The sequence below is a fragment of the Gordonia sp. 852002-10350_SCH5691597 genome, assembly GCF_001665715.1.
Classification (GTDB): domain Bacteria; phylum Actinomycetota; class Actinomycetes; order Mycobacteriales; family Mycobacteriaceae; genus Gordonia; species Gordonia sputi.
Genome location: NZ_LZMO01000188.1, coordinates 1 through 26,455, shown reverse-complemented (window position 1 = coordinate 26,455; position 26,455 = coordinate 1). Strand labels below are relative to the sequence as shown.

Below are 26,455 nucleotides of genomic sequence, written 5' to 3'. Positions count from 1 at the left end.
ACCGTGTCGGCGACTCCGAGTAATCTCTCACACATCCTGGGCAGCACGTGTCGTGGCACTTCGTTGGTGCGCACTTTTTCGATGACGTGGATTCGATGACGTGGAGACACGGCGTGAGCCCCCGCGGTGAAGGAGGACCCCCATGTCGACCGACGGTGGACTCGTTCGCGTGATGAATCCACAGGTCCTGCGTGACTGGGCCCAGGAGTGTGTTGCCCGGCTCGAAGACCTGCGCGGTGAGATCAACGACCTCAATGTCTTCCCGATCCCTGATTCGGACACCGGCAGCAACATGCTGTTCACCATGAGGTCTGCTGCCGACGCCGCCACCGGGCTCCCCGCCGACGCCGACGTGGTCGCCGTGACGCGGGCCATGGCAGAAGGTGCCGTGGCCAACGCGCGCGGCAATTCCGGCGTCATCATGTCGCAGATCCTGGTCGGCCTCGCCGACGCCGTGGAGATCGGCGCACCGGACGGACAGTTGACCTTTTCGCAGCTGGCGGTATCGGGGCTGAGGCTTGGATCGTTGGCAGCACAGCGCGCGGTCAGCGACCCCAGGGAGGGCACCGTCCTGACGCTGCTGACCATCGCCGCGGAGTCTGCAGCGCGTCACGCCGGTGAGACCGCCGCCGACCAGGCCCGCACGATCGCCGACGACGTGGCCGATGGTCTGGAACGAACGCCCGAACAGCTCCCCGAACTGGCGTCGGCGGGCGTCGTCGACGCGGGCGGTCGGGGTTTTCTCGCCATGCTCGACGCGATGGTCGGGGTGCTCACCGGTGTCACGCAGCGGCGGCGTCGGTACCGCGGAACCCTCACCGGGGGAGGACAGCCCGGTCATCCCGTCGACCAGACGTGTGATGGCCCGGGCGACATGGACTTCGAGGTGATGTATCTGCTCACCGGGGCTGCGGGCGAGAGCATCGCGACGCTGCGATCCGAACTCGGCGAACTCGGCGACGCCGTGGTGATCGTCGGAGACAGTTCGCCGGCGGGTGAACGGTTCTCGGTGCACGTCCACACCGACGAGCCGGGGGCCGCGGTCGAGGCAGCGATAGCGCACGGGAACGTCTCCGACATCCGGATCTCCTGCTTTGCGCTCGATTCGATTCGCGCGCAAGCCAATTCGATGGAGCCGCCGCCTCGTCACCGGCGCGCCGTCGTCGCTGTCGTGCGCGGCGACGGGGCCGCGGAACTCTTCGCCGAGGCCGGAGCGGCCGTGGTCCGCGCCGACGACGGGGTGACCCCGGAGGCGCTCGCCGCGGCCATTCGCGCCACCGATTCGGCGCACGTGGTGGTCATGGCGAACGGATCGCTGACCTCGCAGGATCTGGTGAGCGTTGCAGCGGAGGTCCGGTCTGCACAGCGGTCGGTGATCTCGTTGCCGACCTCATCGATGGCCCAGTGCCTTGCGGCCCTCGCGGTCCACGACCCCTCCGAGTCGCCGGATGCCGACGCCTACGCGATGGCCGAAGCCGCAGCGGGTGCACGCTGGGGTTCGCTGCTGCTCGCCGACGAGCGCATGATCACCCTCGCCGGTACGTGCGACGTCGGAGATGTGTTGGGCCTCATCGGCTCTGATGTCCTTGTCATCGCGCCGGAGCAGACGGCCGCTGTCGTGTCGTTGGTCGACCTCATGTTGGCGACCGGCGGCGAGATGGTCACCGTCCTTGCGGGTTCGAGCGTCGACCGCGACGCGTTGGCGGCGCTCGAAGCGCAGATCCGACGGGCCTATCCAGGCGTCGAAATGGTCGTGTACGAGACCGGGCAGACCGACGATCTGATGCAAGTGGGTATCGAGTAGTGGTCCGTGCATCCGACTCTCTGTCCGATGTCTTCAACGCTGAACGGGCGGCGAGTCTCGCGTCGTTGGGAATCGCGACCGTCGGAGAGCTGCTGCGTTACGCACCGCGTCGTTATCTCACGCATGGCCAACCCTCGGAGGAGCAGGACCTCACCGAGGGGGAGTGGGTCACGGTTGTCGGACGCATCACCCGTGCCGACCTGATCCGCATGAAGAAGCGTCACGGGCAGTTCCTGAAGGTGACAGTCGACGACGGCAACCGCTCCTACGAGGTCAGCTTCTTCAACCCGCGCTTCATCAAGAACGCACTCAAACCCGGCACGCGGCTCATGGTGGCGGGCACCGTGAAGTTCTTCCGCGAGCAGCCGCAACTCTCACACCCCGAATGGATGGTCCTGCCGGACGGCGACGTCGAGGTCGATCGTGTCGTCGGGTCGGCGATGCTCGCCGAGATGTACGCGGCCGAGGCCGAGATCACCGGCGAACAGCGGCGCCCGGGAGCGCACTCGGCCGACATCGCCGCCGCGTTCGATCGAGCGATCGTGCCGCTGTATCCCGCGAACCGCGAGATCCAGACTTGGGACATCTGGGCGTCGATTCGTCAGGTTCTCGACGACGTCGAGTCGTTCGTCGACCCGCTGTCCGACGACGAACGCGAACGCCGTGGGTTGATGTCGCTTGACGAGGCGATCCGCACCATTCATGTCCCCGACTCCGATGCACACGTCACCGCCGCGAACGATCGACTGAAATTCGACGAGGCGCTCGCGATCCAGACAGTCCTCGCGCAGCGTCGCCTCGCGGGCCGTGCCGAATCCGCACCCGCGTGCCCGCACGTTCCCGGCGGCCTGGAAGACCGCCTCCTGCAACGACTTCCGTTCACTCTCACCGACGGGCAGCAATTGGTGATCGCCGAGATCGCAGAAGACCTGCGCCACCCGACGCCGATGAGCAGGCTGCTGCAGGGTGAGGTCGGTTCCGGCAAGACCCTCGTGTCGTTGCTCGCCATGCTGCGCGTCGTCGACAACGGCCATCAGTGCGCGATCCTCGCGCCGACGGAAGTTCTCGCCGCGCAGCACCTTCGGACCATCACGTCGATGCTCGGCGATCTGGGTACTGCCGGTGAACTCGGCGCCGCCGACGGCGCGACGAGTGTGGTGTTGCTGACCGGCTCGATGAAGACCAAGGGCAAACGTCAGACGCTGCTCGACGTGGTGACCGGCAAGGCGGGCATCGTCGTCGGAACCCACGCGCTGCTCGAGGAGAAGGTCGAGTTCTTCGATCTCGGCATGGTCGTCGTCGACGAACAGCACCGCTTCGGCGTCGAACAACGAGATGTGTTGCGGGGCCGTGGTCGCGACCATCTCATGCCCCACTTCTTGGTGATGACGGCGACGCCGATCCCGCGGACGGTGGCGATGACGGCGTTCGGCGACCTCGACACGTCGGTGCTCACCGAACTTCCGCAGGGGCGTCAGCCGATCACCACGACCGTGGTGCCGACGGCGAAACCCCAATGGATCGAACGCATGTGGGGGCGCGCCGCGGAGGAGATCGAGGCCGGGCGGCAGGTGTACATCGTCTGCTCGCGCATCGGCGACATCGAGTCGGCGACCCCGAAGCGCGGCGCTGGCAAGCGCACGGCGGGCGAAGAAGCCGACGCGCAGCAACAGACCATCTCCGTGCTCGATCTTTACGACGAGCTGCTCGTCGGACCGCTCGGCCACCATCGGCTCGCAGTCCTGCACGGGCGGCTACCCGCCGACGAGAAGAACGAGGTCATGGACGCGTTCGGGCGCGGAGAGATCGATGCGATCGTGGCCACCACCGTGATCGAGGTCGGTGTGGACGTTCCCAATGCGTCGATGATGATCATCGTCGACGCAGAGAGATTCGGCGTCAGCCAGCTCCACCAACTCCGCGGACGTGTCGGCCGCGGCGGCCATCCCGGCCTGTGTTTGCTGATGACGTCGACGAAGCCGGTGTCGCAGGCGATGGAGCGGCTGCGTGCCGTCGAGGCGTCGACCGACGGATTCGAACTCGCGCGCGTCGACCTACTGCAGCGCCGCGAGGGTGATCTGCTCGGCTCACTGCAGTCGGGTGGGGTGTCGTCGCTGCGTCACCTCTCGCTACTCGACGACGTCGACGTGATCGCCGACGCTCGCGAACTGGCCGAATCCGTGGTGGCAACCGACCTTCCGCTGGCCGACCACCGGCCACTCGCCGACCTCGTCGACGCCATTCTCGTACCCAATAAGGTGCGCTACCTCGACAAATCCTGACCCGAGCCGCCCGCGTCCTCGAACCCGTGCGCCACACGCCGCCCGAACCCGCAGACGCGGCTGGTGTACCAACCGCGTTCACCAGAACGAGCCGCGTGTGCGACGCGGCTGCCAGATAGGGGAACCGCGTGCCGCCGCGCAGCGTCGAAGATGGCGTGAATCCCGTCATCGCGGTGCCGCTCTACCGGCTGCGGATGCGCTATCGGCACGTCAGGCGCGACGCGCAGTGGCCCGCCCGCAGGTGGGCGGTCACGATCGCGTTCGTGCTCACGGCGGTCGTCGTGGCCGTGGGTGTGTACCGCGACGTACCGCGCACCCGAGCGGGGCAGTGGCACGCCGGTGCGCAGCTGGCATTGCGCCAACTCGCAGGAGTGCCCGTCGTCGCGGCGCGTACCGGTCGCGAGGACTACGAACGGTCGGCGTTCGGGGCGTCGTGGACCGACGACGCGAGCGTGACGGGAGGCGGAAACGGCTGCGATACCCGAAACGACGTGCTGACCCGCGACCTCGGTGATGTGCGAATCGGCCCGGTGACCTCGTGTCCGCGCGCTGTCCTCGCGGGCGAACTGCGCAGCCCGTATACCGGCAAGATGGTCGTGTTTCGGCGTGATCGCAATGCGACTGCGGTTCAGATCGACCACATCGTGCCCCTGGCCTTCGCGTGGGACATGGGTGCGTTCGGGTGGTCGACGCGGCGTCGCGTCGACCTGGCCAACGACCCGGCCAACCTCGTCGCCGTGGACGCGGCGTCGAACCAGGAGAAGAGCGACAGCGAACCCGCCCGCTGGCTGCCGCCCAATCGCGGTTTCCACTGTCAGTACGCGATCGAGTTCGTTGTGGTGAGCCGCGCCTACGGCGTGGCGGTCGATGCTGCGTCGCGCAGCGTGCTCGCCGGAATACTCAACCGTTGCTGACATGCGGCATCTCGACGTCCGGGCCCGCGGTGGCGTTCTCGGGTGGGCGATCTTGGGGCGGGGTGGTGCTGGACGTACCCTGGACATGTTGTCCGCCGGCAGTGCCGCGCAGGACGCAATCGTCTGCCGTGAACTCGAAATCGAGGAATTGATGAGCGCACCCACCGTGACCGGAAGACAGGCCGCGACAGGGCCCGACGTCGAAGAGGTCGTGCACGCGCAGGCCCGCGCGGCCCGTACCGCTTCTCGGGCGCTGGCAGCGCTCACCACGACTGCCAAGAATGCTGCGCTGCTCGCCGCTGCCGACGCCGTCGATGCGAACACCGAGACCATCCTGGCCGCCAACGCCGACGACGTTGCGCGCGCCGAGGAGGCCGGAACCGAGGCGAACCTCATCGACCGTCTGCGCCTGACCCCGGAGCGCGTCGCGGGCATCGCCGATGGACTGCGTCAGGTCGCGATCCTCCCCGATCCGATCGGCGAGATCGTCGCGGGCAAGACGCTTCCCAACGGGCTGCGCCTGCGGCAGGTTCGCGTGCCGCTCGGTGTGGTCGGCATCGTCTACGAGGCGCGGCCGAACGTGACGGTCGACGCCTTCGGTATCGCGTTCAAGTCCGGAAACGCTGTGCTGCTTCGCGGTTCGTCGTCGGCGGCGTCGTCGAACGCGGAGCTTGTTCGCATTCTTCGCGATGTTGTCGCGGGCGCGGGCATCCCGTCCGATGTCGTGTCGCTGTTGCCGAGTGACGACCGTTCGAGTGTCACCGCATTGATCCGAGCGCGCGGACTCGTTGACGTCGTCATTCCGCGCGGGGGTGCGGGCCTGATCAACGCGGTCGTCGCGAATGCCACGGTCCCGACGATCGAGACCGGAACCGGAAACTGCCACGTCTACGTGCATGCGCTCGCCGACGTCGGTGTCGCGACCCGCATCATCCTCAATGCCAAGACGCGGCGACCGAGCGTGTGCAACGCGGCAGAGACGGTGCTTGTCGACAAAGCGATCGCCGCCGACGCGCTGCCCAAGATCAGCCAGGCGCTGCAGTCGCAGGGTGTCGTGATCCACGGTGATGAGCCGGGGATGGAGCCGGCCGGCGAGTCCGACTGGGCCGATGAGTACCTGTCGATGGACATCGCGATGAAGGTGGTCGACGGACTCGACGCCGCTGTCGCACACATCGACACCTATGGAACCGGGCACACCGAGGCCATCGTGACCACCGACCTCGCCGCGGCCGAGGAGTTCACGAACCGGGTCGACGCCGCAGCCGTGATGGTCAATGCGTCGACCGCCTTCACCGATGGCGAGCAGTTCGGCTTCGGTGCGGAGATCGGAATCTCCACGCAGAAGCTACATGCCCGCGGACCGATGGGACTGCCGGAACTCACCTCCACCAAGTGGATCGTGTGGGGCGACGGCCAGATCCGGCCCGCGTGATGACCGACAGCGCAACGACGAACGGCCCTGCGACGCAAGACGCGGCACCCATCGTCCCCTCGTTCACAGCCGTGCCCGACGTCGTCGACCGGCTGCGCTCCACCGGCTATCTGGCCGACGACGCGACGGCGACGTCGACCTTCCTCGCCGACCGGCTCGGTAAGCCGCTGCTCGTCGAAGGCCCTGCGGGAGTGGGTAAGACGGAGTTGGCGCGTGCCATCGCCGCGGCCACCGACGCAGAGCTCGTGCGTCTGCAGTGCTACGAGGGAATCGACGAGGCGCGCGCACTCTACGAGTGGAACCACGCCAAGCAGATCCTGCACATCCAGGCGACCGGTACGCGCGACTGGGCCGAGGCGAAGACCGACATCTTCTCCGAGGAGTTCCTGCTGCCGCGACCTCTGCTGACAGCGATCTCGCGCACCGATCCCACCGTGCTCCTGATCGACGAGGTCGACAAGGCCGACGTCGACGTCGAGGGGCTGCTGCTCGAGGTGCTCAGCGACTTCGCGGTGACCATCCCGGAGATGGGGACTGTCGTCGCGTCGCGTCGGCCGATCGTGATCCTGACGTCGAACGCGACAAGAGAATTGTCGGAGGCGCTGAAACGTCGCTGCCTCTACCTCTTCATCGACTTCCCCGACGCTGCGCGCGAAAAAGAGATTCTCGAGTCGCGGGTCCCGAATCTGCCCGACGCGCTGGCATCCGAACTGGTCCGCATCGTCGGCGTGCTGCGCACCCTCGACATTCGCAAGAAGCCGTCGGTCGCCGAGACCATCGACTGGGCCAACACCCTGCTCGCATTGGGCGCGGGCGAGGAACGCTCGAAGGGTGGTCGACTCGACGAAGGCCTGATCGCACGCACGCTCGGCGTCGTGCTCAAGCATCGCCCCGACCTGAAGACCGCTGTCAAAGAACTCAAGTTGGGCTGATGTCCGGGGCCGAACCCGCCACGGGCGACATCGCGACAGCAGTGCCGCTCGTCGCTCATCTCACCGACTTCGTCGACGCGTTGCGGCGACGGGGGATCGCGGTCGGTCCGTCGGCGCTGATCGACGCCGCGCGGGCGATGGAGGTGCTCGACCTGCTCGATCGCAGCAGCCTGCGCGAGGGACTCGCGGCGACGCTCGTCGACGATCACATGCACCGGCCGGCCTTCGACCGCATCTTCGACCTCTGGTTTCCGGTCGCGATCGGTGCACGCAGCGCAGAGGAAGAACTGCCGCGCGACACCTCCGGCGAGGTCGACGTCGCTGCCGTGCGCGAAATGCTCGCAGAGTTGCTCGCCGACGAGTCGGCCGACGCAGACGGACGTCTGTCTGCCGCGGTCGCGCAGGTGGTCGACGAGATGGGCTGCTACCAGTCGAGCCGCGGGGAGGCGTACTCGGCGTATCAGGCACTCTCGAGTATCGATCCGCAGACGCTGATCGCACGGATAGCCGCCGCGATGGCGGGCGGATCGGGTGACGACCTGAGCGTCGGCGACGATCCGACGTTCCGCAGGGCCGCCCGCGAACGGGCCAACCGACTACGCACCGCGATCGAGGTGGAGACGCAGCGTCGGATGGCCGACCGCAACGGACGCGAGAAGGTCAGCGACTACGCGGTGCCAACACTGCCCGAGAACATCAACTTTCTCGCGGCAGGCAAGAAGGACCTCACCGAGATCCGACGGACCGTCGCACCGCTCGCGCGTCTGTTGGCCTCCCGCTTGGAGATTCGACGACGCCGCGCCCACCGGGGTGCTGTCGACGTCCGTGCGACGCTGCGTGCGTCGATGTCGACGGGCGGGGTGCCGATCGAACTCAAGAACCGCAAGCCCCGCCCCGGCCGCCCCGAACTGGTGATCATCTGCGACGTATCGGGTTCGGTGTCCGGGTTCTCGCAGTTCACGCTGCAACTCGTCTACGCGCTGCGACAGCAGTTCGCGAAGGTTCGGATCTTCGCATTCGTCGACACTGTCGACGACGTCACCGAGTATTTCACCGACGACGAGGGGTTCGGCGGCACCGACATCGGTGAGGCGATGCATCGCATGTTGACGCAGGCCCGGCTCATCACGCGTGACGGTCATTCCGACTACGGGCACATGCTGCGCGGGTTCGTCGACGCCTACGGCGACACGCTGACACATCGCGGAGCGCTCCTGATCCTGGGCGACGCCCGCAACAACTACCATGACGCCTCCGAGGACTCGCTGCGCGAGTTGGTGGAGCGTGCGCGTCACGCGTATTGGCTCAACCCGGAGGCGCATGGCGACTGGGGTACCGGCGATTCCGCGGCCGACGACTACGCGGAGATCATCGATATGTTCGAGTGTCGCAACGCCACGCAGCTGTCCGCGGTCATCGCCGACCTCCTGCCGGTGTGATCGCTCGCGTAAACTGACCCCTCATGGCACATGACCGTCCGCGTGTACGCCGGATCGGTGTGATGGGCGGAACGTTCGATCCCATCCACAACGGGCACCTCGTGGCAGCCAGTGAGGTCGCCAACCGGTTCTCGCTCGACGAGGTGATCTTCGTCCCGACCGGACGGCCATGGCAGAAGCTGACCGAAGACGGCGGGGAGGTTCCCGACCGGACGAAGCAGGTCAGTCCCCCCGAGGACCGCTACCTGATGACGGTCATCGCGACGGCGTCGAATCCGCAGTTCAGCGTGAGTCGCGTCGACATCGACCGGGAGGGATTCACCTACACGGTCGACACGCTGCGGGATCTGCGCAAAACACTTCCCGACGCTGCGCTCTACTTCATCACCGGCGCCGATGCGTTGGAGTCGATCCTGTCGTGGCAGGACTGGGAAGAACTGTTCGAACTGGCGAACTTCGTCGGGGTGAGCCGACCGGGATACGAGTTGAACGCCAGCCATCTGGCCACGCATCTGCGAAATCTGCCAGCCGATACGCTTCATCTGATGGAGATTCCCGCACTGGCGATCTCCTCGACGGACTGTCGGGCACGCGCTGCGACGGGACGACCGGTCTGGTACCTGGTGCCAGACGGCGTCGTCCAGTACATCGCCAAACGCAGGCTCTACCGCAGGCCGCGGGTGAACTCGCCGGGTGTCTCGGCGCCACTGGCGAGCGAGGCCGACGATGAACCGACAACCTCCGACACCTCAACACACCGTGCGGAAACGCAACGCTCGAAAGGACGAACGTGACAGCAGCAGCCGAGTCACTGGACATGGCGAAGGTGGCAGTCGCTGCCGCGCAGGACAAGGTCGCCACCGATGTCGCGGTGATCGACGTGTCCGAACAACTCGTGATCACCGACCTGTTCGTGATCGCGTCGGCCGACAACGAGCGTCAGGTCAACGCGGTCACCGACGAGATCGAAGACAAGATGCGCGAGGCGGGTTACAAGCCCGTCCGACGCGAAGGCACACGTGAGGGTCGCTGGGCGCTGCTGGACTACGTCGACATCGTGGTGCACGTCCAGCATGCCGACGAGCGCGCCTACTACGCGCTCGACCGTCTGTGGCAGGACTGCCCGGTCATCGACCTGGAGCCGCAGGCGTGAGTGGAGCGCCCGACGACCACGACACCTCCGTCGAACGACTCACCCCGGTGGTCCGCAGGCTGATTCTGTTGCGGCACGGGCAGACCGAGTACAACGCGACGAGTCGGATGCAGGGACAACTCGATACCGATCTCTCCGATCTCGGTGTGCGACAAGCGAAGTCGGCCGCCGCCGCACTCGCCGAACGCAATCCGATGCTCATCAGGTCGTCGGATCTGCGGCGTGCTCGCGACACCGCGGAAGCGCTCGCTGTGCTGACCGGCCTGCCTGTCGAGACCGATCAACGGCTCCGCGAAACACATCTCGGTGAGTGGCAGGGCATGACGCACTACGAGGTCGACGACGTCATGCCCGGTGCGCGCGCGCTGTGGCGCGACGACGCCACGTGGCGCCCGCCGGGCGGGGAGAGCCGCGTCGACGTCGCTGCCCGCGCCCTACCGGTCGTCGACGAACTGCTCGCGAGTGTGGACGACTGGGGGAGCGGCGCGAGCCCGGAGTCGCCCGTCGTGCTCGTCGCGCACGGAGGTGTGATCGCCGCGATGACCGCCGCACTGCTCGACCTTCCGGTCGCCAACTGGCCGGTGTTCGGCGGACTGGCCAACACGAGCTGGGTCCAACTGTCGGGCCACGGACTCCCCGGTGAGAAGCCGCGGTGGCGGCTGGACGTGTGGAACGCCTCGGCCGAGGTTGCCGACGCAGGGGTGCAGTGACCGACTCGGTTGCGGCGGGTACGCCCGACGACTGCCTACTCATCCTCTCCGACTCGCTCGCCTACTTCGGGCCGCAGGGTGGGCTGCCCGCAGACGACGCTCGAATCTGGCCGAACATCGTCGGCGCGCGGTGTGGTCTGCCGGTGCGGCTCTTCGGACGGATCGGCTGGACCAGCCGGGACGTCTGGTGGGCGATGACCCAGGACCCGAACATCTGGGCCGCGGTACCGCACGCACGCGCGGTGATCCTCGCGTTCGGCGGAATGGATTCGTTGCCGTCGCCGCTTCCGACCGCGTTGCGCGAGCAGATCAGATACGTGCGGCCGGGCCGACTGCGCCAGATCGTCCGGTCGGCGTATCAGTGGGTCCAGCCGCGTGCGTCGAAGATCGGGTGGCCGGTGGCCCTGCCGCCGTCGGTGACCGTCGACTACCTCGACAAGATCCACGAGGCGCTGAGCCAGTTGCGCCCCGACCTGCCGATGGTCGTGTGTCTGCCGTCGACGCATCGGAGCCCCTACTACGGCTACGTCCACACCGGGCGGATACCGACGACCGCGGCGATGCGCGCGTGGTGCGACCGGCACGGCGTCTCTTATGCCGACTTCTATCCACCGACCCGCGACGCATACGACGATCCAGATGCCGTGAACCCAGACGCCGCGACTAACCCAGACGCTGCGATGAACCCAGATGCTGTGATGAACCCCGACGGCATCCACTGGGGCTTCGCGTGCCATCGGGCGGTCGCCGATGTGGTGGCGGAGCCGGTTCTGCGCGTGCTCGACGATCCGGATGTCCGAGCCGCACGGCGAACCGGCTAACGTAGACGGGTGCCTGTTGTCGTCGTCACAGATTCCTCCGCGCGGTTGCCCGCTGCCGTTGCTGACAGCTATGACATCATCCAAGTTCCGTTGCATCTGACGCTCGACGGCGTCGACTATCTCGAAGACGACGACAACGTCCCCGCCGACATCGTGTCGACGCCGGGAGTCACCACCGCCGGGGCGACTCCGCACGATCTGGTGCGGGCGTACGGCGAAGCCATCGAACGCAGTAAGGGCGACGGCGTCGTCGCGGTCCACATGTCGCGAAAACTGTCCGGCACGTGGAGCGCAGGGCGCCTCGCCGCAGAGGACTACTCGGGGCAGGTGCGGGTCGTCGACTCGCGGTCAGTTGGACTGGCAGTCGGGTTCGTGGCCATCGCCGCGGCGCAGGCCGCCCGGGACGGTGCCGACCGGGACCGTGCGTACGAAGCCGCCATCCGCCAGGCGGCGACCGTCGAATCACTGCTCTGTGTGCAGAACCTCGACAACCTTCGCAACAGCGGCCGAATCAGCGCCGCGAGCAAGATGCTCGGTTCCGCGTTGTCGATCAAACCGATCCTGCACGTCGTCGACGGGACGCTGACGCTTCGGGAACGCACGCGCACCTTCTCCAAGGCGCTGGACAAGATGGCAGACGCAGCAGTCGATTACGCCGACGGCCGCGCGGTGACCCTTGGCGTGCAACATTGCCAAGCTCCTGCTGCCGCAGCCGATCTCGTCGTCCGACTGCGGGAGAGCCTGCGGAGCGTGACGTCGAGCATCACGGTCGATCTCGGTCCCGTGCTCGGCTGTCACGTCGGCCCCGGAGCGGTCGGCGTCGTGATCGGTACCCAACTCGACCCCATCACCAGGGGCCCGTCGGTGGCCGAGGGGTTGTCCACAACCTGACCGTCGTCCACAGCGCTGCGTCGGTGCGTGGCCGCCGACCCCAAGGCGTGGTGTGCCCGCCGTAGCGTCAGAGGCTATGAGCGACAAACCAATCCGGACGGCACGTGGATTCGCCGCGCGAGGTGTTGTCGAGCGCGGACAGCGCACCGGGTCCACCGCGGTCGGGCGCTCCCCGCTGGACCGGTTGTCGGCGACCGCCCCCACGCCTGTCGGAGCCACCCGGGTGCCCGAACCCGACGCGAACTCGTCGGCTGCAAACGACGATGTGTCGCCTGATTCCTGGGAGATCGACACGACGCCGGGTTGGCTGGCTCCCGAGGTGGGACGTAGGCGTTCTCTCGATAGTCGAGAAAGACTACATGCCAACGGATTCGACGACGATCGTCTAGATGATTTCGGCCTCGACCCGGATGCAGATGACGATTCGGATGACGATGGGTATCGTCCCCGACGCCGATTCGCGGTGGCTCCCGCCGGTGCCATCGCGCTGATCAGTGTGGGTGTAATCGCCTGTGTGATAGCGGGATTCGGACTGCTCCGCAACGACGACGTCGTGCCGACTGTTGCCTTCCCCTCATCGGCGGGTCCGTCGACGTCGATTCCGTCCCACGCTGCAGCGTCTTCTGCCGCAGTGCCGTCTGACGCCGCGCCCTCAGCTGCACCAGCCCAGATCGTGGTGAGCGTCGTCGGACTGGTGCGGAAGCCCGGGTTGGTGAGATTGGCGCCGCGGTCGCGGGTGGCCGACGCGCTGTCGAGCGCTGGCGGTGCCCGCGAGGGAGCCGACACGACGTCATTGAATCTCGCTCAGGTGTTGGGAGACGGCGACCAGGTGCTTGTCGGCTACGCGAGCAAGGACGGCAACGCCTCACTGCGCAGCGCGGTGGTCGCCGCGGGTGTAGGGAGGGCGGGCCCGTCGTCGCCACCGACGGCCGGTGATGCGCCCGAGTCGGGCACTGGCACAACGGGTTCGGGGTCGGCGAGCAGCACGGGCGGAAAGGTCGATCTGAACACTGCGAGCGCCGAGCAGCTCGACGCTCTCCCGGGGGTCGGCCCTGTCACGGCGAAGGCCATCATCGACTGGCGATCGCAGCACGGAAAGTTCACGTCCGTCGACCAACTCGGCGAAGTTGACGGAATCGGACCCGCACGGCTCGCCAAGCTTCGCGACCTCGTGACCGCAGGTTGACACCCCGGTGGATCTACGGCTTGTCACACCCGCGCTCGTGGTGTGGTTGGTCACGCTGCTCGGGCTGCACGGGCCGTCGTGGTCGATGCCTGCTGTGCTGGTGATCGGCGGAATGATCTGTGCTGCAGCTCTGTTCGCGTATCGGCGGTGGAAAGTGGCCTGGCGAATGGTCGGCATCGTGGTGATCGGCGCGGGGATGGCGGTGACATGTGCACTCGCGCTGTGGCTTCGGCTCGAGACGCGCGACGCGCATCCGATGTCGGGCATGTCGGGCAAGGCGACGGTCACGATGTCGATTCGCGACGACCCGCGGAACTTCGGGCCCGCACAACGGGGTCAGGTGACCACTCGGGTGACGGTGCTGGCCGTCGGGGAGCGTCGAGTTCCCTCCGCCGTCGCCGATGTCGTCGCTCGCGCGCCCGGATGGGTCGGATTGTTGCCGAGTCAGCGCGTGCGTGTCCTGGTGAGTATGCGCGCACCTCGAGGGGGTGATCTCAGTGTTGCGAGGTTGGCGGCGTCGGGACCGCCGACGATGTTGGGGCGGCCTCCTCCGCTGCAGCGCGGAGCCGGCATCGTGCGGACAACGCTGCAGCAGAACTCGGCGCAGGCGCTGACCGGTGAATCCGCGGGATTACTGCCGGGATTGGTCATCGGCGACGAGAGCGCATTGTCGCAAGATGTCCGGGATCAGTTCCGCGCGGCCGGGCTCAGCCACCTGACCGCTGTTTCCGGTGCCAATTTCGCGCTGACCTGCGGTGCAGCGATTGCGTTGATCAGGTTGATCGGCGGGTCACCGAAGGTGGCGGCTGTCAGCGGGGTGATCGTCATCGTCGGATTCGTCGTCCTGGTACGGCCGTCGCCGAGTGTGCTGCGCGCGGCGATGATGGGCGGAGTCGGTCTGCTCGCGTTGTTGTCGACGCGACGTGCGCGCGCGGTGCCCGCGCTCGGTGTCGCCGTGATCGGGGGACTCCTGTGGTGGCCGGAGCTTGCGAGCGCGCCGGGGTTCGCGTTGTCGGTCGTGGCGACAGCCGGACTCGTGCTGATCGCGCCGTCGATCCGAGACATGCTGCGCGAGTGGAGAATCCCGCCTGTCGCGGCCGAGGTGCTGGCTATCGCCATCGCTGCGCAGGTCGTGACGGCGCCGCTGATCGCGATGATCAGCGGGACGTTCAACGTGGTCTCCATTCTGGCCAACGTCGTCGTGGCGCCGGTCGTCGGAGTGATCAGTGTGGTGGGAACACTCGCCGCATTGATCGGGCTCGCCGGAGAGGTGGGGGCTGTGGTTGCCCAAGTGTTACTGCGCGCGATGTCGCCGGAGCTGTGGTGGATGATCACCGTGGCGCGGGTGCTCGGTGGATTGAGTTGGGCGGCAATCGAAATACCTGACGGGCTTGCCGGGATGGTGCTCGTCATGGCGTTCACGGTCCTGGGTGCGGCGTTGGTGAATCGACGCTCGATCGGGTGGGTGCGGCGTCGTACGCACAGGCGGCGGAACGAGACGCACGGTCGGCGGAGGGACGGGTGCGACCGGTAGTAGGGAAGGTGTCCGGTGCGTCGTCGGGGTTGTCGGGGCGTTCTGGCACCATGAGTGGCGTGACCGATCGCCTGCATCTGCTCCTCGGAGACGACGACTTCCTCACCGGACGTGTGATCTCGGGTGTGACGAGCGAGCTGTCCCACCACGCAGGCGCCGACATCCCGGTGACGCGTGTGCGCGCGGGCGACGTCAGCGAATACGAACTGGCCGAGTTGTTGAGTCCGTCGTTGTTTGCCGAAGACCGCGTCGTTGTCGTCGAGTCGGCGGCAGAGGCGGGTAAGGAGCCCGCAGCGCTGATCACGCGGGCGGCTCGTGAGCTTCCCGACGGCATCACGCTGATGGTGATCCACACCGGCGGCGGCCGGACGAAGTCGATGGTGGGCGAACTCCGCAAGGCCGGTGCCGTCGAACACGACTGCACTGCGCCGCGCTGGCCGTCGGAACGAATGGACTTCGTCCGCAAGGAGTTTCGTGAGCTCGGCGTGAAGGTCAGCGCCGACGTCGTCGAGCAGGTTGTCGAGGGGGTCGGTGCGGAGCTTCGTGAGCTTGCCGCGGCGTGCAGTCAGCTCGTTGCCGACACCGGCGGGAAGATCGACCGCGACGCGGTGCGCGTCTACTACCAGGGGCGCCCGGAGGTCACGGGATTCGAGGTCGCCGACAAAGCCGTCACCGGTGATCGGGCCGGAGCGCTCGAGTCCTTGGCGTGGGCGGTGCACCACGGGGTGCCGCGAGTACTGCTGGCTGATGCGCTCGCCGAGGCGGTGCACGCGATAGCTCGCGTACGCGGAATCGGCTCGATGGATCAGTACGCGGCTGCGTCGGAGTTGGGCATGCCGCCGTCGCGTGTCAAGAAGGTGCAGTCGCAGGCACGGGCATGGGATTCGCCGTCGATCGCGCAGGCCGTCGTGGTGGTTGCCGGACTCAACGGAGATGTAAAGGGACAGGCCGCCGACGCAGACTATGCGCTTCTGCATGCGGTCGACGCTGTTGCATCGTTGCGCCCGACGTCGCGTCGGCGCTGAAGCGTGCTGGGCTGAGTTCGCAGGACTGAACCGCTCAGAAGCCGGAGCGTGCGCGACGACGCAACTCACCCCGGCGACCGCGTGGAAGTCGCCGGGGTGAGTTGTCTCGACAGGGGAACGGTCGGCGCTGCGATCCGGCGTGCTCCCGTGTGCACGGGGCGCGTCGCGGGTGCGCGCTCTGACTCGTTCAGCTCCGGCTGACGCCGGAGAGTGCTACCTCAGAGCTTGTTGACGGCCACAGCGATGGCCGACTTCTTGTTGGCTGCCTGATTGGCGTGGATGACGCCCTTGCTGGCGGCCTTGTCGAGCTTGCGGCTTGCCGACTGTCCGAGCTCGGCGGCCTTGTCCTTGTCGCCGGCGTCAACAGCTTCGCGGAAGCTGCGGATCGCGGTGCGCAGCGAAGAGCGCACGGACTGGTTGCGCTGCCGACGGATCTCGTTGGTGCGGTTGCGCTTGACCTGGGACTTGATGTTTGCCACGCGTGTGTACCTATCAGTTGTTGGTGATTGCTGTTGCTGGGTGTTCCTGAGCAGGTCAAACGGGTGGACAGCACGTGTCCGCCGTCGACTCTGCGACAGCGGTCTACTTTACCAGCCGGAAACAGGGGCCCCAAATCCGCAGGCGTTTGCTCGCGCTCGATCGTGCGTCTCCCACCGATCTGCTGTGAATACTCACAGCATGTGTCGAGCTCGCGGATGTGTGCGTGAGCACAACTAAACTCGACCCATCATGTCAGTTGTCTTCATTCACGTCGGATTACCCAAGACGGGCACCACCCATCTCCAGGATCGCCTGTGGTGGAACCGCGACCTCGCTTTTCGTCACTCCGGGCTGCTCTACCCGGGAAACGAGATGGCGGATCACTTTCACGCCGCAACCCACCTACAGCCCAGTCGGTATCTCGACTGGGTCGACCCGGCCTTCGCCGGAAGGTGGTCGACGATGGTCTCGCAGATGCGTGCTTGGCCGGGGACGTCGCTGGTGTCGCACGAGTTGTTCGCGACGGCGCGCGAGGAACAGATCGAGTCGATGGTGAACGACCTGTCCTTCGCCGACGAAGTCCACGTGGTCGTGACCGTTCGTGATCTGGCCCGCCAACTGCCCTCGGTGTGGCAGGAGAACGTCAAGAACCAGCGTCTGGCATCGTTCGACGACTTCGTGACGTCGGTGCGGCGGCACGCGCCACGTCGAACGGGGTCGTGGGGTGGCGACATGGAGGAGGAGCCCTTCTGGGAGTTCCAGGACTACGTGGGCATCCTCGGACGGTGGGCCAAGTTCGTCGGGCCGGAACGGGCTCACCTGGTCACCGTGGCGAAGCCGGGAACGAACGCATCGTCGTTGTGGGACAGATTTCTGTCCGTGCTCGACGTCGATCCGACGCCGATGACCATCGACGTTCCCAACAACAACACGTCACTCTCGGCGGCGCAGGCCGAGCTGCTGCGACGGCTGAACTCGCGCCTACAGCCCGACGACATCGAGTGGGATCGGTACGAGCGCGTCGTCAAAGGTCACATCATCGCCAAGGTCTTGTTCGCACAGACCGGCGGCACTCCACGGGGGCTGTCCAGCGAACAGCGTGCGTGGGCGGCCGACGAAGCCGAGACGATGATCGAGGCTGTGCGCGTGGCGGGGTATCCCGTGACCGGTAATCTCGGGGATCTTTCGGTGAGCACGATGGCAGGCGACGACGCCCAGCCGCCGACAGTGGACCAGATTCTCGACGCCTCGCTCGACGCGATTGCAGGAATCGCGCAGACGATGCCCTATCCCGAGACCGCGGCTCGATTGCAGACGCGCGCAGCGAATATCGCGCGTCGAGTCGGTCGTCGCCTGGTGTCGGCACGGCACCGGCTCGGCTAGCCACCGGCTAGCAGCTAGCCCTCGTCTTCGCTCAGATGTGGATTTCTAGCGAGGTGCGCTCGCAGCTCGCGTAGCAACTCCGAGCGCACGTACGATGCAACCTCTGCTCGGCGTTCTGGGCTGATTCCAAAAATCTGAGCGTCGACACTGCGTTGGCATTCGTCGTCGAGTGCGATGGCCAGCCGACGCTTATACTCGACCTGGCGTGCTATTTCGTCGGTACAGAGAACGTCTAGGTCGCGAGTCTGGGTAGGCACGGGTGCGCTCGCGGGGCGTGCGCGCAGTGCAGCGGCCTGTGCGCGCAGGCGTTCGTCGAGAGCCGCGTCGTTCCGTTTACGTTCCGCGAGCATGTCGGGTGTCACGAACCGGGCGAAGGGCTCATCGGACGCGGAGGTCATAGGTCACCGGTTGTGGTGGTGGGCCAGCCGGGGGTGGGTGTGTGGCCGCGGTTGATGGGGGTGTCTGTGCAGAGGTCGTGCTTGGGCGTGGTGAAGTCGACGTCGTATTGCGTTGCGTACCAGCCGCCGAAGACGTTGTCTGGAGGGGCGTTTCGCGGTCCGCGTTGATTGGCGGGTGGGGGCGTGCCGTGGTGGTGGTAGGTGAGCCACTCGATGTCGACGTTGAGTGATTCCTCGTTGAGGGGGTTGACACTTTCGCGGCGGCAGACGGTGGCGATGTAGGTGTCGGGGCCGGTGTTGTCGAGTCGGATGATGGTGTGTGAGGAGAATCCGGTGTAGGCAGGTGTGGGAAAAGAATCGTAGTAACGGGAATGGTGTGGAACGTGGTCGGCGTCGGTGAAACCGGGGTAGGAACCAGCGGCGGCGCGACCACTGAGCACCGCTACGTCCTGGGCTTCGATGAAGGCGCGGATGAAGGTGCCGTCGGCGCTCATGAGATCGACTGCCGGGGTGGGGTTCCAGTGATCGGTCCATTGGACGTTGGCGGGGCGTTGGTAGCCGGGGTCACGCGACGGCGATATCGCGGTGGTTGCCGGTTGTGTTGTGGTGCAGGCGGTCAGGGCTATCAGCAGGCTGGCGCCAGTCAGGAGTGTGGCTGAGCGGGTCATAGGTCACCGGTCGTGGTGGTGGGCCAGCCGGGGGTGGGTGTGTGGCCGCGGTCGATGGGGGTGTCTGCGCAGACGTCGTGCTTGGGCGTGGTGTAGTCGAAGTCGTGTTTCGTGGCATACCATCCGCCGAAGACGTTGTTGGAAGGCGCGTTTCGCGGTCCGTGTTGATTGGAAGGTGGCGACGCACCCTGGTGGTGGTAGGTGAGCCACTCGATATCGACACTGAGTGATTCCTTGTTGAGCGGATTGACACTTTGCCGGCGACAGAGGGTGGCGGTATAGGTGTCGGGGCCGGTGTTGTCGAGTCGGATGATGCTGTGCGAGGAGAATCCTGTGGTGAGGTCGGTGGGCGAGATGCCGTAGAAGTATGGGTTGTGTGGGACGTGGTCGGCGTTGATGTAGCCAGGGTAGGAAGCGGGTCGGCCGCTGAACACTGCGACGTCCTGTGCTTCGATGAAGGCGCGGATGAATGTGCCGTCGGCGCTCATGAGATCGACTGCCGGGGTGGGGTTCCAGTGATCGGTCCACCGCGCAGTGGGAGGGCGTTGGTAGCCAACGACGTTGCTAGGCGATGTTGCAGCGGTGAGATTCTGAGGTGTCGTACATGCTGCTGTCAACTCGATGGTTGCGATGAGGAGTCCCACGAGTGCACACACGAGTCGGCTGTGAATCATTGCGGGGGCCTGCTCGCATCGTAGCCAGGCGCGGGCAGTTGGTGCGGATCGATATTGGCGCCGGGCCGGGCTCCGCTCGCGTAACCATCGCCAGCGTAGTTCCACGATTCCTTTGAAATCGGTAGCCCGTCAACAACATAGTTGAAATCTGATTTATGACTTTGAATCTTCCCCCAGTCCAACACCATCGGCGACGACGGGTCGTCCGGGTCCGCACGTGACAAATAGGGTGCCCATCGTGGATCGGCCTCCAGCCCGCCGTGCGTGCTGGCATAGCCTAATGCGAGGTCGCGTTGGTAATAGAGCCCCTGAGTGTCGTTGTCGTAGCCCTTGACTGCCTCTTGAATAGCGTCGCTCACATGATCATGCGGAATCGTCGACGGATCGTTGACGATTCCGAGAGCGGAGAGTTTGGTGCCGGGGTTCGCGACGTCGATAACCGATCCGGCGAGAGATCCGACTTCGCCCCAAGGTCCTGGAAGGAATTTCAGTCCGGTCGTGAGTACCGTCTTGGCAGTGTCCCATTCGGTGGAATCGAGATTATATTGCTGTATACGATCCCAATTCTGTTGATTGAACAGTCCCTGCAATTCGGCAGTGTCGGCCTCATGGAACATCTCGTGAAAACGACCGGCGGCCGCGGCAAAAGTCGGATCGCCATCGTGTGCCGCGTACATCGAGGTCATGTAATTCTCCCAGGCCGCCCCGGCGTGGTTGATAACGGCTGCGGAAACGGGATCGGAATCGAGCGCTTGAATCATGCCCTGCATCTCGGTGATATTCCCGAAACCATAGCCAGGGAACGTGTGGATTCCCATGCCCTCGACGCCATTGAGCGCGCCGAGATAGGGAATGATGTTCTTCGTCAATGACTGTGTCAGTTCGGGATTGATACTGCCAAGTGTCGGGTGCCCGACTCCGCTGCCGTTGGTGTCTAGTCCCAGGAGCGTGGCGTTTTCGGCCAGCCGATGCGCGTAACCGCTGGCCGCTAGCGCAGCCAGATCGCCTTCGTGTCCCGGGGTCCCGGCGTTCGGGCCGATCCAGTTGAACATGTCCTCGACGGCGTGTTGCCCGGGGTCGAAGGGGTGGGTCACAAGGTCCACGAAATGTGAACCTGCATCGAAGTGGCCACCGGGCTCGACTGTGCAGTCCATGTGCTGCGCGGTGAGGAAATCCGTGATGGCAGGGTGGTCGGCATCAGTGAGCGCGATCATGCTATTGATGGTGCCGTTGAGGTCCTTGTCGGAAACGAGATGACCAGTCTCGTCATCGGTCTCCAGAAATAGGCCCTGACGATTCGATGTGGCGCTCGCGAGCTCTGATGCCTGTTTGAGAAGGCCACGATCAACGTCGGTGTTAACCCGTAGATCTGCGTTTCCCTTTCCCAAGAGGTCCGTCAGGGCGACGAGATCGTGGTAGTTGTTCAGTCTCCAATATATGCCTGCTGCGGGGTTGTCAATATCAAAAGTGACCGGGTTGCGTTGTAGTGACTCTCGGACCTTGGCCGGCAACTCAGTCATTCCGCCGTGGTTGCCTCTTCCATCGTTGATCAGCGGATTTCCCATGAGTTGCATGCCGTTGGCGAGCGCAGTCTTCACGGAGTCGCGCGACCCGGGATCGAGGTAGTCGGCGATCCGGTCTATTTCTGCTGGGCTCTTGCTGTCCAGCCCGGCCATGACTTCTCGCAGATATGCGTATTTGTTCGGAGGGATGTCAACAGGTTTGCCTTGGCGGATCGCCTCGATCTGCTCAGGTGTCAACTCGGTCGCTTCTCGGAGTTCGGCGAGTTCAGTCCCGGACAGTCGGCGATGATCGGCCAGGTCGTCGAGTAATTGATCGGCGCTGTGGATACTCACCGCTGCGCCTGCTGGTGATAACGCGTTCATCCCCTCGATTCCTGAATGGACCGCGCTTACTAGTTGTTGGTCTGCAGCCGCGAACTCGCCGGCCTTTCCCTTGAGCGATGAAGTGGCATCTCGTGCTGCCTGTTCTCAACGCTCTTTCTCTTGAGAATTAACGAATTGCTGAGCCTCATCGCCGGACGGGTACGTCTTGGAGTCGGTCACCGTCCAGTCGTTAGCTACGCTGTAGTTGTCGACGAACAGTTGCACGATGTCTGCTCTTCGGCGGCGCGCTTAGTTGCGGCATCGTGCGCGAGGCCCCGGCCACGGCACCGAGGAGATTTCACGTACCATCCGCGTCGCGTGGGATTCGATGTTCGACGCCAGATCGTTGAGTCCGTTGCGGGCGTCGAGGTAGTTGCCGGGCTCTGCGTCGAGCGCATCTGACAGGGTCGGGTAGGTCATATGCAGATCTCAGCGACGTGGAAGTGGAGTCGCCCGGCGTGACTTCGACTACTTGGCCACCACTTCTTTGCGGCTCTGGCGCCACAGCAACCCCTTTGTCCGAATTGTCCAAAACGTTCAGGTGTCTAATTAGCTGGCATGCGGCATGCTACCGCATCGGGCGGGAGTCAGTTCCGGTGTGCCTGGGCGCAGCGACAATCGAATAGCCACGCTCTAGCGGTGTCGGCCCGACAGGGGATCTGCGACGCGCCCGCGCAGACGTCGTGCCGAGTGGAGCGACTTGAGGCACCATGTGTGTCTATGAGTCCCGCGTCAACCGGTGCGCAAGCCAAGAAGGCACCGCGCAAAACCGCGCCCCCGTCGTCGTCTAAGTCCGTCACCGCCGCCAAGGCGGCAAACGGCAAGGGTGCCGAACCGGGACAGGTTGCCAAGAGCGCGAAGGCCAAGGTGGGCAGGGAAGCACTCCCCACCGAGACCGGGATCTTTAAGGGATATTCGAAAGGTCCCTACGGCAAGGCCTTTGACGAGATGTTCGACGCCGACGGTGAAGTGCGCCCGCCATATCGAGGCATCTTCAAGGTCATGGCGGAGTCCGATCGTGCCGACCTCGAGGCTCGCGTCGACGCGCTCGGGCGCGCGTTCATCGACCAGGGCATTACATTCTCACTCTCCGGTATGGAGCGGCCGTTCCCGTTGGACGTTGTGCCACGGGTCATTTCGGCCGGGGAGTGGAACAAGCTCGAGGCGGGCATCACCCAGCGCGTGCAGGCGTTGGAGTTGTTCCTCGACGACGTGTACGGCGAGCAGGAGATCCTGCGCGACGGTGTGTTGCCCAAACGTCTGGTCCATTCGTGTGAGCACTTTCACCGTCAGGCCGCAAACATCCGTCCTCCCAACGGAGTTCGCATTCACGTCGCGGGCATCGACCTGATCCGTGACGCCAACGGAGACTTCCGGGTGCTCGAGGACAACCTGCGATCGCCGTCGGGTGTGTCGTACGTGATGGAGAACCGCCGCACCATGGCTCGGGTTTTTCCCGACCTGTTCTCCACGCACAAGGTGCGACCTGTCGCCGACTACCCGAGTCACCTGCTGCGCGCACTGCGGGCCTCGGCAGCGTTCAACGAGGCCGACCCCAACATCGTGGTGCTCACCCCCGGTGTCGCGAACTCGGCGTACTTCGAGCACTCGCTGCTCGCGCGGCTGATGGGCGTCGAGCTCGTCGAGGGTCGAGACCTGTTCTGCCGCGACAACGTCGTCTACATGCGCACCACCGAGGGTGAGCAACGCGTCGACGTGATCTATCGACGCATCGACGACGACTTCCTCGATCCCATGCAGTTCCGTCCGGATTCGATGCTCGGCGTGGCCGGCCTGCTCAACGCGGCGCGCGCGGGCAACGTCGTGATCTCGAGCGCGGTGGGCAACGGTGTCGGCGACGACAAGCTGATCTACACCTACGTGCCGGACATCATCAACTACTACCTCGGCGAGAAGCCGATCATCGGCAACGTCGACACGTTGCGCTGCTGGCTCCCCGAGGAGTGCGAGGAGGTTCTCGATCGGATCGACGAACTCGTCGTGAAACCCGTTGAGGGATCGGGTGGTTACGGGATCGTCTTCGGTCCCGACGCAACGAAGGCCGAGCTCGACACGTTGGCCCGCAAGGTGCGCAACGACCCTCGCGGGTGGATCGCACAACCCGTGGTGCAGCTTTCGACGGTGCCGACGAAGGTCGGCGACTCACTGAGACCGCGCCACGTCGATCTGCGACCTTTCGCCGTCAATGACGGCGAGAAAGTCTGGGTGCTACCGGGCGGTCTCACCCGCGTTGCCCTACCCGAGGGCTCGCTGGTGGTGAACTCGAGTCAGGGCGGCGGTTCGAAGGACACCTGGGTCCTCGCCAGCCGCGCGACGCAGAGCGAGCGCGAACTCGGCGGCGGCAAGGTTGTCACGTCCAGCGCGGCCAAGGCGGCACGGCCGGCGGAGAGCGCACCCGATCCCGTCTTCGAGCAGACGCAACAGCAACAGCAGGGCCTCGGCTCGATGGCGCAGACCCAGAGCATGCACGGGATGACGCAGAGTCAGGGCACCGCCACAACTCAGAATATGGGCGGTGATCCCCGATGATGTTGGCCCGCAACGCCGAATCCCTCTACTGGATCGGCCGCTACGTCGAACGTGCCGACGACATGGCGCGCCTGCTCGACGTGGCAATCCATCAGCTTCTCGAGGACACGTCGGCGGACGTGGATGCGTCTGTGCGCATGGTCATCAAGGTTCTCGGACTCGACGAACCCGACACCGACGAGCCCCTCGACGTGTGGGCATTGACCGAACACGTCGCCTACGCAAAGGCTTCCGCCGGTTCGGTGGTGGACCTGATCCGTGCGGCGCGCGAAAACGCCCGTGGCGCACGCGAAGTCACGTCGAGCGAGATGTGGGAATGCCTGAACACCACGTACAACGGGCTTGCTGAGGCCGAGCGCAGGGGACGTCGACTCGGACCTCATGAGTTCCTGTCGTATGTGAAGAACCGGGCAGCCATGTTCGCAGGGCTGGCGGACGCGACGATGAGTCACGACGACGGCTACCGGTACCTGCTCCTCGGCCGGTCAGTCGAGCGCGTGGACATGACCATCCGCATGCTTCTGTCGCGTGCCAACGCCCCCGTCAATTCGCCTGCGTGGGTGAATGTCCTGGTGTCTGCGGGCGCTCACGACACCTACCTGCGTACCTATCGCGGCTTGCTCGACGCCGAGAACATCGTGCAGTTCACGTTGCTGGACAGGCTGTTTCCGCGGTCGGTGTTCCACGCACTGCGCGTCGCCGAGCAGAATCTCGCGGAGATCGAGAAGCGACCGAGCCGCGTCGGCGAACAGGCGGAGGCGCTGTTGCTGCTCGGTCGAGCGCGCAGCTCGCTCGAGTTCCTCGAGCCCGGTCATCTGCTCGACGGTCTGCAGGATCGGCTACTCGACCTGCAAGACACCTGCAGGGCGGTCAACGAGGCGGTCACCGCCCAGTACTTCCATGTGTCACCGTATGTTTCGTGGGCCGATGCTCGCGTCAGCGATGGTGAAGACCACTTCATCGAGGAGAGTGAACTGTGAGTTGGCGATTGAGGGTCGTGCATTCGACGGGCTTTGCCTACCAGAGTCCGGTCACCTCGTCGTTCAACGAGGCTCGCCTGACTCCGCGAAGTGACACGCGGCAGAACGTGATCGTCAACCGTGTTGAAACGGTGCCCGCGACCCGCGCGTACCGCTACACCGACTACTGGGGCACAGCCGTCACCGCGTTCGACCTCCATGCACCGCACGAGGAACTCGAAGTATCAGGGATGTCGGTGGTCGAGACCGAGGCAGGGGAGCGCCCTTCATCGGAGAAGGCCGCGACCTGGGAAGAGTTGCAAAGCGAATATGTCGCTGACCGGTACGACGAAATGCTTTCGTTCACAACATATGTGCCCAAGAACGGACGTCTCGGCACGACGGCGCGTCGGATAGCCAAGGGTCTGGACCCTGAGGAAGCGGTCGAGGCCATCTGCAAGTTCGTGCACGAGGAGATGGAGTACGTACCCGGCACGACAGGCGTGCATAGCACCGCCGTGGACGCATGGAACGAGCGCAAAGGCGTCTGTCAGGATTACGCGCACGTCAGTCTGTCCATGCTCCGCAGCCTCGGCGTGCCTGCGCGGTATGTCTCGGGATATCTCCATCCCAAGCCCGACGCGAAGATCGACAAAACCGTCGAGGGGCAGAGCCACGCGTGGATTGAGGTTTGGACAGGTGGATGGTGGGGCTACGACCCGACCAACGACACGCCGATATCCGAGCAGCACGTCTCGGTGGGTGTCGGCCGCGACTACTCCGACGTCTCGCCACTCAAGGGCATCTACACCGGAGGCAAGGCCACCGACCTCGATGTCGTCGTGGAGATAACCCGACTCGCCTGAACCGCGCTCCAGGCAGTGCGATCGCTAGAACGGTGGCGGTCCGGCTGCGTTGTCGACAAGGGATTTGTCGACGTCGCGGGTGAGGCGGCGTTGGGGGTTGCGGTGTCGTTCGGCGCGGCGTCGGGCGTGTTTGTTCGCCGCGCGTGTGTTGTGGCGTGGTGGTGGGTGCGCTGATGGGGTTCCTGGTGGTCGGGTTGGCGGGTCGCCGGTGTCCGGTGGGGTGAAGTGGAGTCGGCGTAGTCCGGGGAAGGTGTCTTCGAACGTTTCGGCGTCACCGGGGATGACGAATCCTTCCGGGGTGATGTATTCGGTGACCAACCGGCCGGTGACCGGGTCGCGGTACTGGTCATCGATCCAGTCGCCGAATGTCTTGGTGATGTGCCCGTAGCGGCATTTGGTGTTGAGGTTCTCGTAGCTGGTGGACCCACCTGCAGCCGGGGTGTGGTGGTCGTATTCGGTGACGTG

General features: G+C 65.3%; 24 protein-coding genes and 1 pseudogene. 18 read left to right on the top strand and 7 right to left on the bottom strand.

The features are described 5' to 3' along the window. Nucleotides 1–142 precede the first annotated feature (142 nt). The 14 genes from A5777_RS13480 to holA all read left to right on the top strand — a co-directional run bounded on the left by A5777_RS13480 (nucleotide 143) and on the right by holA (nucleotide 16,126). A complete protein-coding gene (locus A5777_RS13480) occupies nucleotides 143–1,804 on the top strand; it encodes a DAK2 domain-containing protein (protein ID WP_064863029.1) in 1,662 nt (553 codons plus the stop codon). After that, nucleotides 1,804–4,086 (top strand): ATP-dependent DNA helicase RecG, encoded by a 2,283-nt coding sequence (gene recG / locus A5777_RS13475; protein ID WP_064863028.1) that lies wholly within the window; start codon nucleotides 1,804–1,806, stop codon nucleotides 4,084–4,086. The genes A5777_RS13480 and recG overlap by 1 nt, the downstream gene beginning before the upstream one ends. Before the next feature lie 155 nt (nucleotides 4,087–4,241). Further along, entirely contained in the window at nucleotides 4,242–5,000 is a 759-nt protein-coding gene (locus tag A5777_RS13470; protein ID WP_156529383.1) for an HNH endonuclease family protein, read from the top strand. 151 nt (nucleotides 5,001–5,151) lie between these two features. Then, complete coding sequence (locus tag A5777_RS13465; protein ID WP_064863097.1) at nucleotides 5,152–6,435, top strand: glutamate-5-semialdehyde dehydrogenase; 1,284 nt, start codon at nucleotides 5,152–5,154, stop codon at nucleotides 6,433–6,435. After that, on the top strand, nucleotides 6,435–7,367 hold the full coding sequence (locus tag A5777_RS13460; protein WP_005205154.1) for an AAA family ATPase: 933 nt from the start codon (nucleotides 6,435–6,437) through the stop codon (nucleotides 7,365–7,367). Before A5777_RS13465 ends, A5777_RS13460 begins: the two co-directional genes overlap by 1 nt. Next, nucleotides 7,367–8,806 carry a vWA domain-containing protein gene (locus A5777_RS13455; protein WP_064863027.1) on the top strand — a complete coding sequence of 480 codons (1,440 nt, stop codon included), beginning with the start codon at nucleotides 7,367–7,369 and terminating at the stop codon, nucleotides 8,804–8,806. The genes A5777_RS13460 and A5777_RS13455 overlap by 1 nt, the downstream gene beginning before the upstream one ends. A gap of 23 nt (nucleotides 8,807–8,829) precedes the next feature. Then, nucleotides 8,830–9,600, top strand: a complete 771-nt coding sequence (nadD, locus tag A5777_RS13450; RefSeq protein WP_064863026.1) for a nicotinate-nucleotide adenylyltransferase — start codon at nucleotides 8,830–8,832, stop codon at nucleotides 9,598–9,600. After that, the gene (rsfS, locus tag A5777_RS13445) at nucleotides 9,597–9,959 is read left to right on the top strand and encodes a ribosome silencing factor (RefSeq protein WP_064863025.1); all 363 of its coding nucleotides are present in this window, start codon (nucleotides 9,597–9,599) and stop codon (nucleotides 9,957–9,959) included. The genes nadD and rsfS overlap by 4 nt, the downstream gene beginning before the upstream one ends. Continuing rightward, a complete protein-coding gene (locus A5777_RS13440) occupies nucleotides 9,956–10,669 on the top strand; it encodes a histidine phosphatase family protein (RefSeq protein WP_064863024.1) in 714 nt (237 codons plus the stop codon). The genes rsfS and A5777_RS13440 overlap by 4 nt, the downstream gene beginning before the upstream one ends. After that, nucleotides 10,666–11,490: a diglucosylglycerate octanoyltransferase gene (octT, locus tag A5777_RS13435; RefSeq protein WP_064863023.1), complete on the top strand. Its 825-nt coding sequence runs from the start codon at nucleotides 10,666–10,668 to the stop codon at nucleotides 11,488–11,490. Before A5777_RS13440 ends, octT begins: the two co-directional genes overlap by 4 nt. Before the next feature lie 9 nt (nucleotides 11,491–11,499). Next, complete coding sequence (locus tag A5777_RS13430; protein ID WP_005205144.1) at nucleotides 11,500–12,381, top strand: DegV family protein; 882 nt, start codon at nucleotides 11,500–11,502, stop codon at nucleotides 12,379–12,381. A gap of 76 nt (nucleotides 12,382–12,457) precedes the next feature. Next, nucleotides 12,458–13,567, top strand: a complete 1,110-nt coding sequence (locus A5777_RS13425; RefSeq protein ID WP_231895059.1) for a ComEA family DNA-binding protein — start codon at nucleotides 12,458–12,460, stop codon at nucleotides 13,565–13,567. A gap of 7 nt (nucleotides 13,568–13,574) precedes the next feature. Next, a complete protein-coding gene (locus A5777_RS13420) occupies nucleotides 13,575–15,101 on the top strand; it encodes a ComEC/Rec2 family competence protein (protein ID WP_064863022.1) in 1,527 nt (508 codons plus the stop codon). A gap of 50 nt (nucleotides 15,102–15,151) precedes the next feature. After that, complete coding sequence (gene holA / locus A5777_RS13415) at nucleotides 15,152–16,126, top strand: DNA polymerase III subunit delta (RefSeq protein WP_064863095.1); 975 nt, start codon at nucleotides 15,152–15,154, stop codon at nucleotides 16,124–16,126. A 218-nt stretch (nucleotides 16,127–16,344) separates the two neighbouring features. On the opposite strand, the gene rpsT is transcribed toward holA, so the two are convergent. Next, a complete protein-coding gene (rpsT, locus tag A5777_RS13410) occupies nucleotides 16,345–16,605 on the bottom strand; it encodes a 30S ribosomal protein S20 (protein WP_005205136.1) in 261 nt (86 codons plus the stop codon). Nucleotides 16,606–16,855: 250 nt separating this feature from the next. Between rpsT and A5777_RS13405 the strand changes: the two genes are divergently transcribed. Then, the gene (locus A5777_RS13405; protein ID WP_064863021.1) at nucleotides 16,856–17,989 is read left to right on the top strand and encodes a hypothetical protein; all 1,134 of its coding nucleotides are present in this window, start codon (nucleotides 16,856–16,858) and stop codon (nucleotides 17,987–17,989) included. Nucleotides 17,990–18,003: 14 nt separating this feature from the next. Here A5777_RS13405 and A5777_RS13400 read toward each other — a convergent pair whose 3' ends face one another. The 5 genes from A5777_RS13400 to A5777_RS24695 all read right to left on the bottom strand — a co-directional run bounded on the left by A5777_RS13400 (nucleotide 18,004) and on the right by A5777_RS24695 (nucleotide 22,035). Next, a complete protein-coding gene (locus tag A5777_RS13400) occupies nucleotides 18,004–18,387 on the bottom strand; it encodes a hypothetical protein (RefSeq protein ID WP_064863020.1) in 384 nt (127 codons plus the stop codon). Next, nucleotides 18,384–19,055 (bottom strand): hypothetical protein, encoded by a 672-nt coding sequence (locus A5777_RS13395; RefSeq protein WP_231895058.1) that lies wholly within the window; start codon nucleotides 19,053–19,055, stop codon nucleotides 18,384–18,386. The genes A5777_RS13400 and A5777_RS13395 overlap by 4 nt, the downstream gene beginning before the upstream one ends. Further along, entirely contained in the window at nucleotides 19,052–19,711 is a 660-nt protein-coding gene (locus tag A5777_RS13390; protein ID WP_156529382.1) for a hypothetical protein, read from the bottom strand. Before A5777_RS13390 ends, A5777_RS13395 begins: the two co-directional genes overlap by 4 nt. A 14-nt stretch (nucleotides 19,712–19,725) precedes the next feature. Further along, a complete protein-coding gene (locus A5777_RS13385; protein ID WP_156529381.1) occupies nucleotides 19,726–21,615 on the bottom strand; it encodes a TPR repeat region-containing protein in 1,890 nt (629 codons plus the stop codon). A gap of 249 nt (nucleotides 21,616–21,864) precedes the next feature. Then, nucleotides 21,865–22,035, bottom strand: coding sequence for a hypothetical protein (locus tag A5777_RS24695; protein ID WP_156529380.1), 171 nt, complete (start codon nucleotides 22,033–22,035; stop codon nucleotides 21,865–21,867). A 300-nt stretch (nucleotides 22,036–22,335) separates the two neighbouring features. On the opposite strand from A5777_RS24695, the gene A5777_RS13380 reads away from it, so the two are divergent. The 3 genes from A5777_RS13380 to A5777_RS13370 are packed head-to-tail and all read left to right on the top strand — an operon-like array spanning nucleotide 22,336 to nucleotide 25,990. Further along, a complete protein-coding gene (locus A5777_RS13380) occupies nucleotides 22,336–24,165 on the top strand; it encodes a circularly permuted type 2 ATP-grasp protein (RefSeq protein WP_064863018.1) in 1,830 nt (609 codons plus the stop codon). Continuing rightward, nucleotides 24,162–25,145 (top strand): alpha-E domain-containing protein, encoded by a 984-nt coding sequence (locus A5777_RS13375; protein ID WP_064863017.1) that lies wholly within the window; start codon nucleotides 24,162–24,164, stop codon nucleotides 25,143–25,145. Before A5777_RS13380 ends, A5777_RS13375 begins: the two co-directional genes overlap by 4 nt. Continuing rightward, on the top strand, nucleotides 25,142–25,990 hold the full coding sequence (locus A5777_RS13370; protein WP_064863016.1) for a transglutaminase family protein: 849 nt from the start codon (nucleotides 25,142–25,144) through the stop codon (nucleotides 25,988–25,990). Before A5777_RS13375 ends, A5777_RS13370 begins: the two co-directional genes overlap by 4 nt. Before the next feature lie 24 nt (nucleotides 25,991–26,014). On the opposite strand, the pseudogene A5777_RS25045 reads toward A5777_RS13370, so the two are convergent. Next, nucleotides 26,015–26,455 (bottom strand): annotated as a pseudogene (locus A5777_RS25045) (DUF222 domain-containing protein); the annotation flags it as partial.

Bases quoted from the DNA above. Each gene is read 5' to 3' on its own strand.
- A5777_RS13480 (WP_064863029.1), top strand. From the start codon at position 143: ATGTCGACCGACGGTGGACTCGTTCGCGTGATGAATCCACAGGTCCTG.
- A5777_RS13465 (WP_064863097.1), top strand. From the start codon at position 5,152: ATGAGCGCACCCACCGTGACCGGAAGACAGGCCGCGACAGGGCCCGAC.
- A5777_RS13460 (WP_005205154.1), top strand. From the start codon at position 6,435: ATGACCGACAGCGCAACGACGAACGGCCCTGCGACGCAAGACGCGGCA.
- A5777_RS13455 (WP_064863027.1), top strand. From the start codon at position 7,367: ATGTCCGGGGCCGAACCCGCCACGGGCGACATCGCGACAGCAGTGCCG.
- nadD (WP_064863026.1), top strand. From the start codon at position 8,830: ATGGCACATGACCGTCCGCGTGTACGCCGGATCGGTGTGATGGGCGGA.
- A5777_RS13425 (WP_231895059.1), top strand. From the start codon at position 12,458: ATGAGCGACAAACCAATCCGGACGGCACGTGGATTCGCCGCGCGAGGT.
- holA (WP_064863095.1), top strand. From the start codon at position 15,152: ATGAGTGGCGTGACCGATCGCCTGCATCTGCTCCTCGGAGACGACGAC.
- A5777_RS13405 (WP_064863021.1), top strand. From the start codon at position 16,856: ATGTCAGTTGTCTTCATTCACGTCGGATTACCCAAGACGGGCACCACC.
- A5777_RS13400 (WP_064863020.1), bottom strand. From the start codon at position 18,387: ATGACCTCCGCGTCCGATGAGCCCTTCGCCCGGTTCGTGACACCCGAC.
- A5777_RS13395 (WP_231895058.1), bottom strand. From the start codon at position 19,055: ATGACCCGCTCAGCCACACTCCTGACTGGCGCCAGCCTGCTGATAGCC.
- A5777_RS13385 (WP_156529381.1), bottom strand. From the start codon at position 21,615: ATGAACGCGTTATCACCAGCAGGCGCAGCGGTGAGTATCCACAGCGCC.
- A5777_RS24695 (WP_156529380.1), bottom strand. From the start codon at position 22,035: ATGACCTACCCGACCCTGTCAGATGCGCTCGACGCAGAGCCCGGCAAC.
- A5777_RS13380 (WP_064863018.1), top strand. From the start codon at position 22,336: ATGAGTCCCGCGTCAACCGGTGCGCAAGCCAAGAAGGCACCGCGCAAA.
- A5777_RS13375 (WP_064863017.1), top strand. From the start codon at position 24,162: ATGATGTTGGCCCGCAACGCCGAATCCCTCTACTGGATCGGCCGCTAC.